The sequence below is a fragment of the Flavobacteriales bacterium genome (genome assembly GCA_016712535.1).
In the GTDB taxonomy this organism is placed as follows: Bacteria; Bacteroidota; Bacteroidia; order Flavobacteriales_F; family PHOS-HE28; genus PHOS-HE28.
Window position 1 is genome coordinate 2045574 of sequence record JADJQW010000002.1, and the last position, 18394, is coordinate 2063967.

Sequence of the window (18394 nt, forward strand, 5' to 3'; positions counted from 1 at the left end):
TCAATGGGGTAGGATGCCATTCGCCTGCAATTCACTTGTGATGCCAATGCGCTTGGCGAGCTCGCGCAGCTGGTGCTCCAAGAGCGCCGCCTGCTCTTCATCGCCTTGGGCGCGATGGTGCTTGAGCAGCACTGAAGCAGGTATGGCGTAATTGCGGCTGAGCGGACCCGCATCTGTGGTCCGGCTCATGGCATCCCATGCCGCTTCGAGCTTGCGGATATCGCAGCAGGGCTTATCGCTCAGGCGCATGGCCATTCCGGTGATGTGCAGCATCGGCGCAAAGCGCACAGCCCATTGCCGACCCAAGGCCAATGACAGGAACACCGGCCTGCTGCACGACCTCATCAGCCGGTCGGGGAACGAGGCGGCATCGGGTGCCACGGCACCTCGGGCCTTTGCGCGCGTCCAGATCCGGGCCCTGTAGCTGGCATCGTCGAGCAGGCGCTGGTCCACTATGAGCACATCGGGCCTTCGCCCTTCGGCATATTGGCGCACGAGCAGCGGGAATCCATCCATCTCACCGGCCACGATCAGCACGGCATCGGGGTCCACGGAGAGCAGGATATCGTCGGCCATGGCATACAGGCCGGGTGCCACACCGCCGCGCAGCTTCATTTCGCGGGCCGCAGGAACGAGCTGCCCACGGTCGTCGTGGCGCAAGGCCCTTGTCAGCATTGGGCCGACCAATTCATCGCGGGCGGGCTGTTGGCGCGAAGCCGCATCAAGGTGCTCGTAGGCGGCGGGGGATGGGAATGCGGTGTAGAAGGCGGCGAGCTCGGCCTCGAAGCTGCCGGGGTGCATGGTGCTGAGCGCGTCGGCTTGCTTCTTAAGCTTGGTGCGTTCATTCGATGGAAGCTGCCCTTGGTTGCGGATCAGCGCACTGTTGCGCTCAGCTCGGAAGCGGTTCAGACCCTCGGCGGGCGAAAGCGCTGTGACAGTGGTGCCGAAGAGGCCGAAATCGAGCTGCGCGCTATCGGCCCTCGCCTTGTCCTTGGCCTCGGCATTCACGCTCCACGCCCCTTGGTAGGCATCCCGTACCGTGGCGGCTTGGGGCTTCTCAACAGGTGCGCTGGTCTGCGCGGTGCAAGCGAACGCAGCGAACAGGGTGGGAGCGAATACCGACCGGAAGGGGAAGCGGAGGATCATGGTTCGGAGGTGCTGTACACGGCTAGCAAGCGCAGGTTCAACAGCGGGCTACCTTTGGCCAAAGTTGCGCCATGCTGAGCGACGAAGCGAAGGAGCGGTTGCGGGATAGCCTGGGCAAGGTGCACGATTGGCCTTCGGTTTACATGTTCAAATTCATCCTGGAACCGGAAGAGAAGCGCCTGCAGGCCGTTCTGGACCTGTTCGCGGCTGAAAGCGAAGTGCTGCGGCGCTATTCCGCCGGCGGCAAGTACCTGTCCATCACCGTGAAGGAAGTGATGCTCAGCGCAGATGAGGTCGTAGCGCGTTACGACCGGGCTTCGGACATCCATGGCGTGATCACCCTTTGAACGATGGAACTGGTCACTCTGCGCACCGCCCTGCTCATTACGCTCTCCATCCTGCTGGTGGTGGTGCTCTGGCAGCGTTTCCGCCGCAAGGTGCTGGCCAGCGACCTGCCCGCGCCCTTGCATGCAGAGCTCAGGTCGCTTGAAGTGGCCTACCACCCGCAGCGCCTCTTCGCCGAGCTGCACCTGCCCGAGGCCCAGTTGCTGCGCACGGCGCTGAGCGATGACAAGCATCAGCCTTTGCATCGATGGCCCGATGAATCGGCGCCGAGCGGCAATCGGCGGATCGAACGCGCGTTGCCGGACCTGGCCGCTGGCACCTACCACTTCGAACTCCTCACCGCCACGCAACGCACCGTAAGGCGCTTCCGTCTTCAGACCTGATGCACCGCGCAGCCGCCTTCCTCTTCGCCTTGGCCTTCGCTTCGTCCTTGATGGCGCAAGGCAAACTCCCCGATGTGAGCAGTACCATCAAGGGGGACCTGAACCTTCCCATCCCGTTCAAGAACCCGCTGTTCACCAATTACACGGAGAACATCGGCCAAGCGGGATTAGCGTACCAAGCGCCAGTGTTCAAGGGCTTGAGCATAGGAGCAGGCGGGGCCATGTGGTGGACCACCTTGAAGCAGCGCACCCTTCAGCCCTTCGTGCCCAATGGCGACGTGCGCAGAACCATCGCTTATGGCAAAGTTGCCTATGAGCGGTACACCGGTCCGAACACCTTTTATGAGGCTGGCTTGCGTTTGGGCATGGCGTGGTACGATTTCGATTGCGGCACCTGCGTTGGGGCGCGCGATGGTGTTGCTTACTGGGCCTTGGGCTTGGGCTATTTCGTGCATGCCACCGAGAACCTCGCTTTCGGCCTTACGCTCGGTTATGATCAAACCTCTCGCACATTCCTGGCGGAGGATCTCGGCCAGCAGCGCTTTCCAGGCTCGCCTGAATCGGCCGAGCGGCGCCCTATGCGCAACGTGCTGGTGGGCCTTGGCTTCAGCACAAGGCTCCGGCGGAGTGAGCGCGAGGCGGTGACGTGGTAGTCTGTGCCGTGGATGGGACGGACATCTTTAGCCTCGCTGCACAGTTGACCATCACCCTCTATCTTGCCCATCCCAAACCATACCCCATGCGCGCACTGCTACTCGCTCTGCTCATCTCCTGCTCGCTGATCGCACCCGCCCAGACGGTGCTCTTCAACGAAACCTTCGAGAGCGCTCCGGCCTTCGCCCTGAACACAGCGGATCAAGGTGGCGCTACCGCTTCAGCCGACAACAGCTGGCTGATCAACAATGCCTACACCGGTGGCAATGGCTCAGTGGTGTGCTTCGGATTCCCCTTGCCGTTCAATGTGGGCAATACGCCTGCTCAGCCCGGAGGCATCACCGATCCGAACGGGAACTACCTCCACATCACCAGTGTGGCCGCACAGAACAGCGGCATCCTGAGCTGCTGTTTCCTGGCTGCGGATGGCCTTTGCGCCAATGCAGCCAGCCATTTCGCGCGCATGTCCACCGATGTGGCCACAGGCGCCGCGGACATCACCTTGAGCTTCTGGTGGCTTTGCGCAGGCGGCACGAACAACTACGGCGAGGTGTATTACAGCACCAATAGCGGCGCGAGCTGGAAATGTGATCAATACGCCCATCAGCCAGTACCGCAACCAATCGAACTGGGTGCAGCAGAGCGTCACGCTCCCGGCCTTCAGCAACCAGGCCACCTTGCGCTTCGGCTTCCGCTTCTTCAACGGCACTACGTCCTCCGCGCAGGATCCGGCTTTCGCCGTGGACGACGTGGTGATAACCTCTGCAGCTGCGGTGCCCGCATCGATCACCACGAGCGCTATCGCAGGCAATGCCTTCTGCCAAGGCGTGCAATTGAACGTACCCTATACCATCATCGGGAGCTACACAGCGGGCAATGTGTTCTCAGCGCAGCTCAGCGATGCCAGCGGGAGCTTCGCAGCGCCTACCGAAATCGGTTCGGTGACGAGCACGGCAGCAGGGAGCATAGCCTGCACCATTCCTGTGGCCACGCCTCCGGGCACCGCCTACCGCATCCGCGTGGTGAGCAGCACGCCTGTTGTCATAGGCACCGACAACGGCGTGAACCTTACGATCAGCGCCGCTCCATACGCTGGGCCCGATGGAAGCGTGACGCTCTGCAAGAATTCAGGCACCTACAACCTGCTCGATTACATGACCGGCGCCTCCGTATGCGGAGCGTGGACCGGCCCGAACGCGTTGCCCTTCAGCGGCCAACTCGATACCTACACCGACCCAGGTGGCGTGTACACCTACAACACCAATTGCCCCGGGAGCTGTCCGCAGGACCAAGGCACGCTTACGGTGACGCTGCTGAACCCGGCGAATGCGGGCCTTGATGTGAGCACGGCCCTATGCTCCAATGGAAGCAATCCACCGTTGGTGAGCTATGTGAACAGCGGCGACGCCACGGGCATTTTCTTCTACAACGGCCAACCCACCACCAACGCGCTACTGGCCAACCCCGGCAGCTACAATGTGCTGTACGTGGTCTTTGGCACGGCACCATGCATCAACGATACGGCTGAGTTCCTCTTTACTGTGAACGTTGCACCCAATGCGGGCACCAGTACTACGGTGACCTTGTGCGAGAATGCTCCCCCGGTGCAACTGATCACCCTTCTGGGCGGCACACCCGATTCCGGTGGCACATGGACCAATCCGGTGGGCACCCCGGTGAGCGGCATCTTCTCGCCTGGAACCAGCCAGCCAGGGCTTTACACCTACACGGTCGATGGCTTGCCTCCATGTGCGGATGCCCAGTCCTTCGTGGCAATGGTCATTGATCCATGCTCGGGAATCGGTGAGGCTGCTTCCCAGTCGTCGATGCGCTACCTGGGTCAGCAAGGAGCAGAGCACCTGATCGAGTTGGGCGCAACGGGCGCGAAGGGCATTGAAGTGCACGATGCCCTTGGCGCGTTGCGCGCGACGCTGAACAGTCCGATTGGCGCCGGAGTGGTGCGAATCGACCTAAGTGACCGTTCAACCGGGGTGTATTTCATCCGTTTGGTTGGCGCAGCTGATGGCCAGGTGCTACGAGTTGTGCATGCGGACAGGTAGTCGGCGCCCTGTGCAGAAGATGTGCATAATCCGAGGCTGCGATTCCATGGCCGTCTCTGGAGCTTCCGCTAGGTTCGTCTCACCGTAGTTCTTTACGCCCCCCGACGCAAGAAGGGGATGGTTGGGAGTGAATGCAGGACGACGCAGGAAGCGCGCAAGCGCAACCACACCTGGTAAGAGGTCAAGCGAGCGTCATGCACGAGTGCATGCCAGACGTGCAGCGAACCCCCAAGCCGCAGGATAAGCCGCCGGAAGGCAGCGAGTCCGAAAGGGAAAGAGCATCGGGCATGCGATAGGCTACGGCCGAGTCGCATGGGAGCGGGGATCGCTGAGAAGCGGGCCCCGCTCCGCTTTTCAGGGGCAATGGCCGCTAGCCCCAGGAAAAGCCCTTTCACCGCAGTTGGGCAGGTCATGGTGAAGTCCTGAGCCAGGAATGCTCGGATGAAGCAGGTCTGTTAACGGACAAAGCCCCGTTCGGGGCTCTGTCGCATTGGTGCTCGATTCACCTTGTTCAGCCGATGCTGATCTCGCGGGCTTTGGGCTTCACGGCTTCGGCTTTCGGGATGCGCACCACCAGCATGCCGTTCACGTGCTCGGCGCGTATGCCTTCTGCGTTCACCGTTTCTGGCAGGCGGAAGCTGCGGGCGAATGAGCTGTGCACGAACTCGCGGCGGGTGAAGCGCTCGTTCTCCTTCAGGTCTTCGACCTTCTTCTCTGCACTCACCGTAAGGGTGTTGTCCTCGACGTTCAGCTTCAGGTCCTCCTTGGCATAGCCGGGAGCCATCAGGTGCAGCTCGAATTCGTTGGCGCGCTCCACGATGTTCACGGCGGGGGCGCTGCGATGAGCATCATCATGCCCGAGCATCTGGCTGATATCGCGGCCGAAGAATTCATTCACGAACTCACTGAAAGGGCTGGTGAGCACAGCCTGCGGACGGTACTTCGCGATCGTCATGGCGTGTTTGGGTTTTTGTGGTTTGCAGTGGATCATGCACGGCGTTCGTCAACCCGGGTGCCGCTGCATTGATCGAGACGAAGTGGCGCGAAGGGAAGGCGATCGCAAGACAGGATTTCCGGTCCGCACCAGTGGGCCGTGACGGAATTGCAGGGTCTGGCTGCCTATTGCTGCACGAAACGGAAGGTGATGACGCCGCGGTGCGGGTCAGGAGCCGAACTGCTCGGGTTGAACGAGGTCTCTTTAGCGGAACTCAAAGCGGTCTCGAGCATGCACTCGTCCACGTTGCTGCTCTGCGCTGCATCATATTCCGCTTTCCGCACACGGCCGTTGCGGTCCACTTCGACGCGAACTACCACACGGCCATGATCCTTGCACAAGTAGCCAGGCTTGCCCTCTCCGCGAACGCGGTCGCGGAGGTCGTGCTCCACCAAGGCCGCACCTTCCACCTTCACTGGTTCCGCTGGTTTGGTGAGGTAGCGCTCATGGTCCCATTTACTCGGGTCGAGCTCCGGTATCTCTGGGTCTTCTTCGCCGCGCGCCTTGCGCTCTTCGGCTAAACGGTTGAACTCGGCCTGTTCCATGGCCCGCAGGTCGTTCTCCACGCGTTCGGCCAGCTTGGCTTGGCTGAAGGAGGGCTTCACCTCGGCCGTGAGGTTGCTCGTAAGGGCGGTGACCTTCTCCGGGACGCCATCGGCCTGATCCTGGATCCGCTGCTCGATCTCTTCCGCCTCCATATCACTGATCACATCGATGCGCATGTCGCTGATCTGGTCCTCCCGGGGCACGGAGGGCATGTAGACCAACGTGCACGCGAAAAGCGCCAGTGTGTGCAAGGCCAGCGCCCCGATCACGCCGGCCTTGTGCTCTTCGAACCAGTCGAGGAATGCGGTGATCATGATGCAGTCACTGCTTCGACCAAGGTACAGCGGCTGCTTCGCTCGCATGCATGCGGATGCGCCATGCCGGCGGCCAGCGGTTATTCCAACGCGTGCCCGCTCCATGCATCCACCCGAGGCCGATTCCCTCGAAGCTGGCAAGGCTCATTCCTTCAGCACCATCGGCCATCAGGGCCTCACCGCGCAGGAAGCGAAGCGCATCGGGTCGGCTGAGCCCGACTTCGCGCGCGGTGCTGCGGTCCAACGCGTTCGACAAGGCCAAGGCCGCATGCGGTGCCCAGCCATCGCCTTTGCGCTCAGCATAAGGGAGTCCCGGCGCTGTGATCCGGAGTGAAGCTCCCATTCGATCAAGTTCTCGCGACCACGCTGCAGGCCGCCCGTACAGGATGCCATTGCGCTCAACCGACTCGAAGCACATGGAAGGCTTCACCCAAGGCAGGCCGACTTGTTCCTTATCGGCCTCCTGCGATTCTCGGAGCTCCAGATGACCCGGCTTGCGGACCACGCTGAGGAAGAAGCCCTCGCCGCGCATGCGGTGCGGATAACAGCGGTAGCCTATGGCGCCATGCACTTCGCTGCGCTGAACGCCCCATGCCGGATCGATCGGCAATTCCAAGCACTCGCCTCCGTGCGCGACCAATTCACCCACTTGCGCTTCATTCTCCATGGGCTCCCAAGTGCATGTGCTGTACACCAGCGATCCTCCGGGGCTGAGGGCCTGCCAGGCGTGCTTCACCAAGTCTCGTTGCGCAGCTGCGCATCGCTCCACCAGCTTCGGCGACCATTGGGCCCGCGCGAACGGGTCCTTGCGGAACATGCCTTCTCCCGAGCACGGGGCATCGAGGAGGATCAGGTCAAAGGTGGATGCGAGTGATCCAAGGTCACCGGCACGGCTGCCTGCGATCACCACGTTCGGGGAACCGTGCTTCCAGCAATTCTCGGCCAGCACCGAACGGCGCTCAGCGTGAATTTCATTGGCCACGAGCAGGCTATCCGGCGTGAGCAGCGAGAGCAAGTGCGTGCTCTTCCCGCCGGGCGCGGCGCATAGGTCGAGCGCGATCACATCGTGCTCGTGCAGGCCAGTGGCGAGCACCGCTTGCTCCAGCAGCATGCTCGAGGCCTCTTGCACGTAATAGGCTCCGGCATGGAGCAAGGGATCGAGCGTGAATGCAGGCCGATGCGAGAGGTAGCGGCCACTCGCGCACCAAGGCACCGGCTCGGCATTGATCATGAACGGCTTGTTCGGATTCAGCCGGATGCTGACCGGAGAGGCCGTGCTCAGCGCAGCAACCAGCGCAGCGCGCTCGACGTCATCGGTAATCGGAACGCGCTGCTCGAATCCTCCGGGCAGAGAAGTGCTCCCGCTTGCGCGATGATTCGGCGGGTCCTTGCTCTTCCGCCGAGCCATGGCATCAGGCCGCAGTCATCGGCTGGCGCATGATCGTCTCGGCGCGATCAGGGCCGAGCGACACGATGGAAATGGGCACGCCGACCGCCTGCTCGATCGTGGCGATGTAGCGTTCGAGCGAATCCGGCAGGCGCCCGTTCGGGTTGGCGGCATCCCATCCGGGCATGTCGGCGTAGAGGGGTTCAACACCGGTGGTCACGTCGTATGGCATGCGGTCCGTGATCACGCCATTCACCCGATAGTGCGTGCAGATGCGCACGGAATCCATGCCCGTCAGGACATCGGCCTTCATCATGGCCAGATCGGTGATCCCGTTGATCATCACGGCGTAGCGAAGCGCCGGGAGGTCGAGCCATCCGCATCGGCGCGGGCGCCCGGTGGTGCTTCCGAATTCATGTCCAGCCTTGCGGATCGCTTCTCCGGTGGCATCATCCAGTTCGGTGGGGAAAGGGCCGCTGCCCACCCGGGTGCAATAGGCTTTGAAGATCCCGGTGATGCGATCGATGCGGTTGGGTGCAACGCCCAATCCCGTGCACGCCCCGGCGCAGATGGTGCTGCTGCTGGTCACGAAGGGATAGGTGCCGAAGTCGATATCGAGCAAGGTGCCTTGCGCGCCTTCGGCGAGCACGCGCTTGCCCGAGTTCAATGCTTCATCGAGGTAATGCTCGCAATCCACCGTGCTGAACGATTTCAACTGCTGCACGGCGTCCATCCACTCGGCTTCGGCCTCCGTTTCGGCGCCGACTTCATCGTAGAGCGAGAGCAACCGCTCGTGCTTGCGGCGCAGCGCAGCGACCCGGTCGGGAAGGTCTGCCTGGAAGATGTCGCCCACGCGCAATCCGTTGCGGCCGGTCTTATCCATGTACGTTGGGCCGATGCCCTTGAGCGTGCTTCCGATCTTGAGCTTGCCCTTATCCGATTCGCTGGCGGCATCGAGCGCGCGGTGCGTGGGCAGGATCAAGTGCGCACGGCGGGAGAGGAGGAGCGATGCGCGGATATCGACGCCTGCGGCCTCGAGCGCGCGCACCTCCTTGAGGAAGATCACCGGGTCCACCACAACGCCGTTGCCCACGAGGTTCACCGTGCCCTCGCGGAATACGCCGCTCGGGATGGTGTGCAGCACATGCTTGGTGCCCTCGAAGATCAAGGTGTGCCCGGCATTGGGCCCGCCTTGGAAGCGCGCGATGACCTCATAGCGCGGCGCGATCACGTCAACGACCTTGCCTTTGCCCTCGTCGCCCCATTGGGCACCGAGCAGCACGTCCATCCGAGCGCGCGCCACTAGCCCTTCAGTTTCTCGATCGCCTCATCCACGGTGCCGGTGATGATGAAGACGGAATCGAGCTTGGTTACCACGAAGAGCTGCCGCACGCTATGGCTCACGCGTGCGATGAGGGTGTCGCCGCCCTTATTGCGGGTGGAAGTGAGCACGCTGATGAGGATGTTGAGCCCGGTGCTGTTCATGTACTGGAGCTCGCCCATGTCGAGCACCACCGAAACGGGCCCCTTGGCCAATTCGCGATCAAGGGCTTCCATGAGCCGGTCAGCCTGCTGCTGGTCCATCAGGCGGCCCTTCATGTGGAAGACAGGGATGCCCTGCAGATCGGAAATCTCCAGGTCGAAGGGCGGGCGTTCGGTCACGGTCATGAGGTGCTGAGTTTGGCTTGGCAGGCGGCGCAAAGGCCGTGGATGAGCAAGGCGTGGCGGCTGGGCCTGAAGCCCGTGGCTTCGGCGGCCGTATTCTTGATCTGCTGGATCCGCGGGTCACAGAACTCGGTGACGCCGCCGCACGATTCGCAGATCAGGTGGTCGTGCTGACGGAAGGCGTGGGCCTTCTCGAAGCTGCTCCGCTCCGAGGTGAAGCGGTGGCGCCGCACCAGTTCGCAATCGAGGAGCAGGTCCATGGTGTTGTACAAGGTGGCCCTGCTCACGCGGTACTTCTTGACCTTCATGCGGCCATAGAGCCGCTCGATGTCGAAGTGGCCGTCCTGCGCGTACACTTCATTAAGGATGGCGAAGCGCTCGGGGGTCTTGCGGTGCCCCTTGCGCTCGAGGTACTCGGTGAAGATGCGGTGCACGCTGGCCTGCTGCTCTACCGGGTTCATGGTGCGGACGCTGTAGCGACGCGCAAATGTAGGCTTAGAGCCTGTTTGGCATCTCCGCATTCGGCAGCGCGAAGGTCTTCAGCACCCCTGCATCGTTGCGGAATCCGTCAGGAAATCCGGTTATCCTCCGATTCCGCGCCTTTCCTGGTCGCCCGATCCCCTGCACCCGCTTCAAGAAGGGAGAATCCCTGAAGGCTCTTCGGGGCGGTGCACCGCTATTGCTCCACCCGCTCCACGTTCCGGACGCCTCGTACGCGCTTGAGCTTCTCGATCAGGGCCTTGAGGTGATCCGTGTCATGGACGTAGGCCATCACCTTGCCCTCGAAGATGCCGTCGTGGCTCTCGAAGCTGATGGCGCGCATGTTCACGTTGTGCTCGTGGCTGATGATGGTGGTGATCTTGTTCACGAGGCCCACATCGTCGATGCCGCTGAACTTGATGCCCGCCAGGAACTCGATGTTCTCCTTGCCCTTCCAACGGGCCTTCACGATGCGGTAGGCGAAGTTGCTCATGAGCTGCACGGCATTGGGGCAGCTCACCCGGTGGATCTTTATGCCCTCGCCCACGGTGATGAACCCGAAGACATCATCGCCAGCGATGGGATTGCAGCACTTGCTGAGCTGATAGTCGATCTTCTGCAGGTCGTCGCCGATGAGCAATGCGCCGGGGGTGCTGCCGCGGATCTCGGCCACCACTTCCTCCAGGCTGCGCTCATCGGATTGGCGCACCACCTTGGGCAGCTGCAGGCGCCCGCCTTTCACCTCCACGCCCTCGATCTTCTCCGGCACATGCTTGCCGCGTGCCACTTGGTAATAGAGGTCCATGGCGCTGCGGGCCCCGAAATGCTCGATCAGCGCATTGATGCTGGCGGCATCGGCCTTCGCGCCCCATTTGCGGATCAGGCGCTGCACCTGCTCGCGGCCCACCACCGCCAGCTTCTTCTTCAGGTCGCGCAGGCTCTGCTTGATCTTGTGCCGGGCCTTCGCCGTCTTCACGTAGCCGAGCCAATCCTCCTTGGGCTGCTGTTTCCTGCTGGTGATGATCTCGATCTGGTCACCTCCTTTGAGGGGATGGCTCAAAGGCACCAGCTTGTGGTTCACCTTGGCGCCGATGCATTGCCTGCCGATCTGCGTATGGATGTCGAAGGCGAAGTCGAGGGCGGTGGCGCCAGCGGGCAGATTGCGCATTTCGCCCTTGGGCGTGAACACCACGATCTCATCGCTGAAGAGGTTCAGCTTGAAGTCATTCACGAAGTCTATGGCGTCCGTGGTGGGGTCGTCGAGCACCTCGCGGATGCGGTTGAGCCACGCATCGAGCGCGCCTGCGTGCTCCTGGTCGTCCTTGTACCGGTAATGCGCGGCTAGTCCCATCTCGGCGATCTCATCCATGCGGCGGCTGCGGATCTGCACTTCCACCCAACGGCCGCCGGGGCTCATCACCGTGGTGTGCAGGCTCTCGTACCCATTGGCCTTGGGCAGGCTGATCCAATCGCGAAGGCGGTCGGGATTGGGCTGGTAGAAGTCCGTGACGATGCTGTACACCTTCCAGCAATCGGCCTTCTCCAGTTCCTGCTTCGTGTCGATGATGATGCGGATCGCGAAGACATCATAGACCTCCTCGAACCTCACGTTCTTCTTCAGCATCTTGTTGTAGATGCTGTGCACGCTCTTGGGCCGGCCCTTGATCTCATAGCTGAATTCCTCGCGATCGAGGGCCCGCTTGATGGGCACGACGAAGCTGTTGATGAAGCGCCGCCGCACGGCCTCGCCTTTCTTGAGCTTATGGCTGATCTCGGCATAGACCTCGGGCTCCTTGAAGCGCAGGGCGTGGTCCTCCAATTCGCTCTTGATGGTGTAAAGGCCCAGGCGGTGGGCGAGGGGAGCGTAGAGGTAGAGCGTCTCGCTGGCGATCTTCAGCTGCTTGTCGCGCGCCATGCTGTCGAGCGTGCGCATGTTGTGCAACCGGTCCGCGAGCTTCACAAGGATCACGCGCACGTCCTGCGCCAGGGTGAGCAGCACCTTTCGGAAGTTCTCGGCCTGGATGCTGTCGGTGGCGAACTGGAGGCCGCTGATCTTGGTGAGGCCGTCGATGATGGTGGCCACCGTTGATCCGAAGAGGTCCTTGACGTCATCGAGCGTGAGGTCGGTGTCCTCCACGGTATCATGGAGCAGGGCGGCCACCACGCTGGTGGTGCCCAATCCGATCTCCTCGGCGCAGATGCGCGCGACCGCGATGGGGTGGTAGATGTAGGGCTCGCCGCTCTTGCGCCGCTGGTTCTTGTGCGCCTCCACCGCGATGTTGAACGCCTTGCGGATCATGCGCGTGTCTTCCGCCGTGCGCTCGCCTTTGATGGCGCGCAGCAGGGTGCGGTAGCGGCGCAGGATCTCCGCGCGCTCGGCCTCCGGATCGATGGCGGGCGTGGCGGGCTTGGTATCGTCTGCGGTGGAGGCTTGAGCGCTGCTCATGGCATCGAAGTTAGGGAGCCTCGAAGGGCAGCGCTGGGAGCACCTTCGCGCGCACCTCGCCGAAGCCGATGCGCAGCCCATCCTTCTCGCAATGGCCGCGCATGATCACGGTGTCACCGTCCTCGATGAATCTCCGCTCGCTGCCGTCAGCCAGCTTCACGGGCTTGGTGCCTTTCCAGGCGAGTTCGAGCATGCTGCCGAAGCTATCGGGGTCATCGCCGCTGATGGTTCCGCTGGCCATGAGGTCGCCGGCGCGCACGTTGCAGCCGTTCACGGTGTGGTGGGCCAACTGCTGCGCCATGTTCCAGTACAGGTGCTTGAAGTTGCTGCGGCATACCACCGTCTCGCTCCCGCCTTCGGGGCGAATGGCCACCTCGAGCTTGATATCGTAGTGCTTATGGCCTGAATACCGCAGGTAGGGGAGTACTGAAGGCTCCTGCACCGGCCCGGGCACACGGAATGGCTCCAAGGCATCCAGGGTCACCACCCATGGAGAGAGGGAGGATGCGAAGTTCTTTCCCAGGAATGGGCCGAGCGGCACATACTCCCATGCCTGGATATCGCGCGCGCTCCAATCGTTGAATAGCGTCAGGCCGAAGATGCAGTCGTCGGCTTCGGCCGTGCTTATCCGTTGGCCGAGCTCCTTGCCTATGTAGGTGAGGAAGCCCACTTCCAATTCGAAATCGAGTTGGCGCGTGGGGCCGAAGACCGGCGCCGCATCGGGCGCTGGCTTGAACGGGCCGCAAGGACGCCGGATGTCGGTACCGCTCGGGATGATGCTGCTGGCGCGTCCGTGATAGCCTACCGGGAGGTGAAGCCAGTTCGGGAGCAGGGCATTCGCCGGATCACGGAACATGCAGCCCACATTGTAGGCATGCTGACGGCTGCTGTAGAAATCGGTGTAGTCACCGATGGTGCAGGGCAGGGTCATTTCCACGCGATCCGCCGGGAGGAGGCTCTTGCTCACCCTGTCGATCAGGGAGGCGGAGGCATCCTCGCGCAAGAGCTCGCTCAACCGCGTGCGCACGGCACGGACGCTGTCCCGCCCTGCGATCAACAGCTCATCAACGCTGCCTTGCACGAGCATCTTCGCGGGGCCCAGTTCATCGAGGAGCCCGAGCTGCACCAGCGTGGGGATGTGGATCGCGGTATCGCCGATGCGCGTGTAGAGCGCTGGGACCTCACCTCCATGCAGGCCTGTGCCGAAGGGGATGTTCTGGATAGGGAAGTCGCTGCCCTCAGGGACCGGGACCCAGGAGCGGAGCGCTGGATCAATCAAGTTCTTTGACATGGCACAAAGGTGCATTGCGAAGGCGTACCTCATCTTCACCCCACAGATGACTCGATCCGGGAAGCGCGTCGTTGTCGGTTTTCTGGCCATGCACACCTTGCTGCTGGCCTGCTACACCTTCCCGGAGCGACTGGTTCCCGAGCGCCTGCGCGTCATCGGCCAGTTCTATGCCCGGCCGCTCTTCCACCAGCAATGGAGGCTCTTCGCGCCGGATCCGCCGCTGTGCTCGTGCCGCATCGAATACAGTGTGGGCGGCTCCTGGTTCAGCATCTTTCGAGGTACCGATCATTACCTCCAGCGACGCGCGGCGCAGACGATCGCGCACCATGTGCAGGCTGAAGCGCACAAAGGCCGAAGATCACCAGCGCCGCAGTTGATGCGCGCCATGAGGACAATGGCGCTCCATGGCTACGAGTGGCGCGCTGGCTACGCCGTCCCCACGTTTCAATTCCGGCTTGTCGAGCATTGCGTCTCGGACATTCATCGGCCGTGGCTTCGCAATGAGCGCATCACCAATCTCGCGGAGCCATGAACGTACCTGAAACCACTGCTCGCTTATTCCGATCCGCGCTCATGGCGTGGGTTCTTCTCTTCACCTTTTTCAGTTGGACGGGTTTCGAACCGACCAATGTGCTGGCACGATCGCCGCAATGGCTTCCTCCTGGTCCACTGAAGCACATCACGCACGCTCTGCCGCAGCTCCCCGATTCATGGCAGACGATTCTGCTACTGTTGCTTCCGTGTGTGATCGTTGTTCTCGCTGCCTTGGAATCGTGGCGACCCACGAGGTGGTGGCGCGTGGCCTTGATCTGGTTGCTCTACCTGAATGTGATGAATACGGGATGGCTCTCCTCCAGCGGCGGCCAGCAGCTCATGGCCAACGTGCTTTTCTGGTGCACCTTCCTCTCCGCTCGCGATGAGCGCTTGAAGGCCATCGGCTTCTGGGCCATCAGGCTTCAATTGCTGCTGGCCTACACCGCTACTGGCCTTCACAAGCTCACCGGCACGCATTGGCTGGATGGCACGGCCATGGGCATCGTGGCCACCGACCCGGCCTATGGTCCGGCTTGGATCGCTTCGTTCCCGGTTCTGGCGCGCCTGGCCACCTATGCCGTATTGCTGTTCCAACTCAGTTTCCCGATCGCGGCCTGGTTCCGCACATTGCGGTTGCCCTGGATGGCTTTCGGTGCAGCCTTCCACTTGGGAACGGCCATCTGGATGGACATCCCCGAGATGGGCCTCGCCTTCATCGCATGCTATGCCATCTGGCTCGACGATGACCAGGCGGCGCGACTGCCGCTGCTTCGCAGGTTCGCCGTTGAGCCCTCAGTCGACGGCTGAGCGCTTACCGGTTATCCGGAACTGCGCTCCCATGACGATGTTGTGCTGCACGAACCAGAAATGCTGGCTCGCCTTGTCCTCCGCATTCCCTGTGGTGAGCACTTTCGGCAGGTCGATGTAGCCGGCGCGCAGGGTATTGCGCAGGAAGAAGTGCCGCAGGAAATTGAAGTGAAGGCCCACTTGGGCCCCAATACCATACCCTGCCAGGTTGAACCGGTTATTGATGCCCTCGCCGAAGAGCCGCACGTCGCTGCGTGGGATCACAGGCCCGGCATGCAGGCCCTCATAAGCACGCAGACGGAAGCGACCAGTTGCGCTGCTCCAAAGCGGGTCATGATGGTCGGCATCGATGGCGAGCAGGTTCAGTCCATCAGTGTGCTCGAATAGGAGGAAATCGTCGGTAATGGCCACTTCACGGGAGCCCTCGCTCGTCGTGTATTCCACGCTGCGGCTGCCGCGCACATAGCCATCCATGCGCACTCGCTGCCCGCCCCGCACCACGTACTTCATGTGGTCCATGCCCAAGGAGATGCTCCAACGGTCGCGGAAATGATAGCCCACACGATAGTTGTACTGAGGGATCCAGATGGAAGCGGGCACGCAATAGGTGCTGAAGGAGAACTTCGAAGGACGGTCATCGGCGCGCACATGGCGCAGGGTCATGTCGTAATCCGGGCCGCTCAGGTGCAGGTCACTCCAACTGTACCACGCCCGGTTGTAGCCCCAATAAGCGAACCATGACCCGCGATCGCCTTGTGAAAGACCCGTTTCCGCAATGCATGCGATGAATGCGGCACAAGCGAATGCGCGCTTGGTACTCATGGTGCGGCGTTCTGGGTAAGGTCCAGGAAGCGGTGCGCGAGCCGGACGGTGTGCAACCTCGCGCCTCGTGAGTTCAGGTGTCCCCGGTCGTACCGGTAGCGAAGCACATAGAACTCTGGGTGTGCAACAGGATCATTGAGGTCTATGACCTTCTCCGGGCCCAGTTCGTGCAGCATCGCCCATTCTCGCTTCGAAATGGTCTTCGGCGGGAAGAACCAGATCAGCCGGACACCATGCCCGGCGCAGGCTGCTTCGACGCGATTGAGCGCATTGCGCCACTCGGCAGGCGCTGCGCCGGGGGGCTTGGCTCGGGCTTCGGCAACCAAAGCGCGTTGGCGGGATAGCATCAACGTGTCTGCGAGCAGTTCGTGGTGGCGCTTGCGGATATCCTCCGATAGCGCGGGAACAGGTCCATCGATGGCTTCTCGTTCCAGGGACATGAAGCCGCCCACATCCAAGCCATCCAATTCCGGAGCGCTGTGATCATATTCACCGAGCATGGCCTTCATCTGCCCAATATGGAAGAGGTTCTTTCCTAGGGTGATGGTGCTCATGCGCATGGGTTCCCAACGGTTCCCGGCTGAACGGGTCTCCCGGAAGTACCGCATCATCATCCACCATGAGGCCGGAGTCATGTGATAGGAGGAACGCGCGGTTCGGAGCATGTGCGGTTCCACGGTGGCGGGTTCAGCAAGTTCCATGATAACGGTGCTGCCAGCAGGCAGGTCGCCCGCCTCCAAGGCACCTTCGATGAGGTGATAGGCTTCGGGCGGAAAGGTGCCCGGGGCTCCGAGGTTGAACGATCGCATTGGCTTGCCATTGGCCACAAGCACGCTGTCGAACACTGTTGGAGCGAGGTGCCGGTAAACGCGACTGGAGCCGAAGAAGAAGATGGTCGGCGGCACGGTCATCGCGTGAAGGGCCTCATGCTTGTCGGTGTACCAGGCATTGCCCCAGCAATAAGGCAGCATGCGCTTGATCAGCGCGCCGGCTGACATGAAGAGCAGCCCGAACAGGAAGAACCGGATGATGACGCCGCGCATGGCTCAGAACTGGAAGTAGATGAAGGTGACGGCCTCGCCGCTCATCAGGCTGACGCAAAGCGCCAAAGGCAGGTAGATGCTCCACCGGGCCGCGCGCGGAAGGTGTTCAATGGCCAACGCGTGCTGCCTTTCCCGCTGGAGCCATTCGGCAGCGAAGAGGACCACGAGCGGCACCACGAGCAATGGGGTGAGCAGGCCGCTGGGCGCTATTAACGTGGCCGAGGCCATCCTGGCGATGAAATCGACGGCATCCGTTACCGAATCGCTTCGGAAGAAGATGAAGGCGAGCACGGCGATTCCGAAGGTGCCGGCCATGCCCAGGAACTCGCGCGGGCTGGGAAGCAGACGGCCTTCGGCAACCGTCCCCAGATTCGCACGGTTCCGGCCGCTCAGCAGCACAGGCAGGAAGAACAGCGCGTTGATCGCACCCCAGGCGATGAAGGTCCAATTGGCACCGTGCCAAAAGCCGCTGATAAGGAACACCAAGAGGATGTTCCGCACCTTGAGCGATGCGGACCCCTTGCTGCCGCCCAGCGGGATGTACAGGTAGTCGCGGAACCACGTATTGAGTGAGATGTGCCAGCGGCGCCAGAACTCTGCGATGTCACGGCTGAAATACGGGAAGGCGAAATTGCGCATGAGCGTGAAGCCGAAGAGCCGCGCGCATCCGATGGCGATGTCGCTGTAGCCGCTGAAGTCGCAATAGATGTCTGGATGGCGAACAGCACTGCGCCGACCAGCAGCGCGCTTGCGGGCATTCCATCGCCATCGCCGAAGACCGAGTCGACGACCGGAGCGCATTGATCGGCCACGGCCACCTTCTTGAACAGGCCCCAGAGCATCTGGCGCAATCCATCGGCCGCCAGGGCAGGCTCGAAACGGCGCAGGCGCAGGAACTGCGGGATGAGCTGCGTGGCGCGCTCAATAGGGCCGGCCACCAGCTGCGGGAAGAACAGGACATAAGCCCCGAACGCCACCGGGTCGCGGGTGGGCTCCATTTGCCGCCTGTACACATCAATGGTATAGCTCATGCTCTGAAAGGTGTAGAAGCTGATGCCGACCGGCAGCACCAGATTGAGCGTCCGCCCTTCCATGGGCATTCCGAATAACGTGAATGCCTCTGCAAAGGAGGTCACGAAGAAGTCATGGTACTTGAAGAACCCCAGCAAGCCCAGATTCCCCACCAGGCTCACCGCCAAGAGCAGACCGCGCTTGCTCGTCTTGGGCAGCGCGAGAGCAACCGCGTAATCGAGCCCTGCACTGAACAGTACAAGAGCAAGGTACCGCCAATCCCACCAGCCGTAGAAGAACATGCTCGTTCCCAGAAGCCAGACGGTCCCCGCACGGAAGGACCGGCGCTCAATCCACCAGAAAATGCCGAAGACCACCGGCAGAAAGAGAGCGAACTCAACGGAGTTGAAGAACATGGCCGGGCATGGAGCGGCCGAAGTAACGTAAATCAGTCAAGCGGGCCGTG

17 protein-coding genes and 1 pseudogene are annotated in these 18394 nt (G+C 62.0%); 6 read left to right on the plus strand and 12 right to left on the minus strand.

Translation table 11 applies throughout. The annotated features are described in order from the left end of the window. Positions 1–1146 carry a hypothetical protein gene (locus IPK70_08505; GenBank protein MBK8227204.1) on the minus strand — a complete coding sequence of 382 codons (1146 nt, stop codon included), beginning with the start codon at positions 1144–1146 and terminating at the stop codon, positions 1–3. Between the two features lie 71 nt (positions 1147–1217). On the opposite strand from IPK70_08505, the gene IPK70_08510 reads away from it, so the two are divergent. From IPK70_08510 to IPK70_08525, 4 genes are all read left to right on the plus strand, one after another. Next, positions 1218–1493 (plus strand): DUF493 family protein, encoded by a 276-nt coding sequence (locus tag IPK70_08510; protein MBK8227205.1) that lies wholly within the window; start codon positions 1218–1220, stop codon positions 1491–1493. A 3-nt stretch (positions 1494–1496) separates the two neighbouring features. Then, the gene (locus IPK70_08515) at positions 1497–1874 is read left to right on the plus strand and encodes a hypothetical protein (GenBank protein ID MBK8227206.1); all 378 of its coding nucleotides are present in this window, start codon (positions 1497–1499) and stop codon (positions 1872–1874) included. Beyond that, complete coding sequence (locus tag IPK70_08520) at positions 1874–2527, plus strand: hypothetical protein (GenBank protein MBK8227207.1); 654 nt, start codon at positions 1874–1876, stop codon at positions 2525–2527. Before IPK70_08515 ends, IPK70_08520 begins: the two co-directional genes overlap by 1 nt. Before the next feature lie 588 nt (positions 2528–3115). Further along, positions 3116–4588 carry a hypothetical protein gene (locus IPK70_08525; GenBank protein ID MBK8227208.1) on the plus strand — a complete coding sequence of 491 codons (1473 nt, stop codon included), beginning with the start codon at positions 3116–3118 and terminating at the stop codon, positions 4586–4588. 511 nt (positions 4589–5099) lie between these two features. Here the strand turns inward: IPK70_08525 and IPK70_08530 are convergent. The 8 genes from IPK70_08530 to fahA form a co-directional block, all read right to left on the minus strand. After that, a complete protein-coding gene (locus IPK70_08530; protein ID MBK8227209.1) occupies positions 5100–5543 on the minus strand; it encodes an Hsp20/alpha crystallin family protein in 444 nt (147 codons plus the stop codon). A 164-nt stretch (positions 5544–5707) separates the two neighbouring features. Next, complete coding sequence (locus IPK70_08535) at positions 5708–6442, minus strand: hypothetical protein (GenBank protein ID MBK8227210.1); 735 nt, start codon at positions 6440–6442, stop codon at positions 5708–5710. A 7-nt stretch (positions 6443–6449) separates the two neighbouring features. Further along, entirely contained in the window at positions 6450–7850 is a 1401-nt protein-coding gene (locus IPK70_08540) for an rRNA methyltransferase (GenBank protein MBK8227211.1), read from the minus strand. A 4-nt stretch (positions 7851–7854) separates the two neighbouring features. Next, positions 7855–9117 carry an adenylosuccinate synthase gene (locus tag IPK70_08545; protein MBK8227212.1) on the minus strand — a complete coding sequence of 421 codons (1263 nt, stop codon included), beginning with the start codon at positions 9115–9117 and terminating at the stop codon, positions 7855–7857. A 14-nt stretch (positions 9118–9131) separates the two neighbouring features. Further along, the gene (locus tag IPK70_08550) at positions 9132–9497 is read right to left on the minus strand and encodes an STAS domain-containing protein (protein MBK8227213.1); all 366 of its coding nucleotides are present in this window, start codon (positions 9495–9497) and stop codon (positions 9132–9134) included. Then, positions 9494–9955, minus strand: a complete 462-nt coding sequence (locus IPK70_08555) for a transcriptional repressor (GenBank protein ID MBK8227214.1) — start codon at positions 9953–9955, stop codon at positions 9494–9496. Before IPK70_08555 ends, IPK70_08550 begins: the two co-directional genes overlap by 4 nt. A gap of 215 nt (positions 9956–10170) precedes the next feature. Continuing rightward, positions 10171–12420 (minus strand): bifunctional (p)ppGpp synthetase/guanosine-3',5'-bis(diphosphate) 3'-pyrophosphohydrolase, encoded by a 2250-nt coding sequence (locus tag IPK70_08560; protein MBK8227215.1) that lies wholly within the window; start codon positions 12418–12420, stop codon positions 10171–10173. 10 nt (positions 12421–12430) lie between these two features. Beyond that, positions 12431–13711, minus strand: a complete 1281-nt coding sequence (gene fahA / locus IPK70_08565) for a fumarylacetoacetase (GenBank protein ID MBK8227216.1) — start codon at positions 13709–13711, stop codon at positions 12431–12433. Positions 13712–13757: 46 nt separating this feature from the next. Here fahA and IPK70_08570 point away from each other — a divergent pair, with 46 nt between their 5' ends. Both IPK70_08570 and IPK70_08575 read left to right on the plus strand, forming a co-directional pair. After that, positions 13758–14243 carry a hypothetical protein gene (locus IPK70_08570; GenBank protein MBK8227217.1) on the plus strand — a complete coding sequence of 162 codons (486 nt, stop codon included), beginning with the start codon at positions 13758–13760 and terminating at the stop codon, positions 14241–14243. A 266-nt stretch (positions 14244–14509) separates the two neighbouring features. Further along, complete coding sequence (locus IPK70_08575; GenBank protein ID MBK8227218.1) at positions 14510–15052, plus strand: hypothetical protein; 543 nt, start codon at positions 14510–14512, stop codon at positions 15050–15052. On the opposite strand, the gene IPK70_08580 is transcribed toward IPK70_08575, so the two are convergent. The 3 genes and pseudogenes from IPK70_08580 to IPK70_08590 all read right to left on the minus strand — a co-directional run bounded on the left by IPK70_08580 (position 15038) and on the right by IPK70_08590 (position 18344). Further along, positions 15038–15874, minus strand: a complete 837-nt coding sequence (locus tag IPK70_08580; GenBank protein ID MBK8227219.1) for a hypothetical protein — start codon at positions 15872–15874, stop codon at positions 15038–15040. The two genes, IPK70_08575 and IPK70_08580, sit on opposite strands and share 15 nt — an antisense overlap. Next, positions 15871–16917 (minus strand): hypothetical protein, encoded by a 1047-nt coding sequence (locus tag IPK70_08585; GenBank protein MBK8227220.1) that lies wholly within the window; start codon positions 16915–16917, stop codon positions 15871–15873. The genes IPK70_08580 and IPK70_08585 overlap by 4 nt, the downstream gene beginning before the upstream one ends. A gap of 3 nt (positions 16918–16920) precedes the next feature. Next, a pseudogene (locus IPK70_08590) lies at positions 16921–18344 on the minus strand (MBOAT family protein). Positions 18345–18394 lie beyond the last annotated feature (50 nt).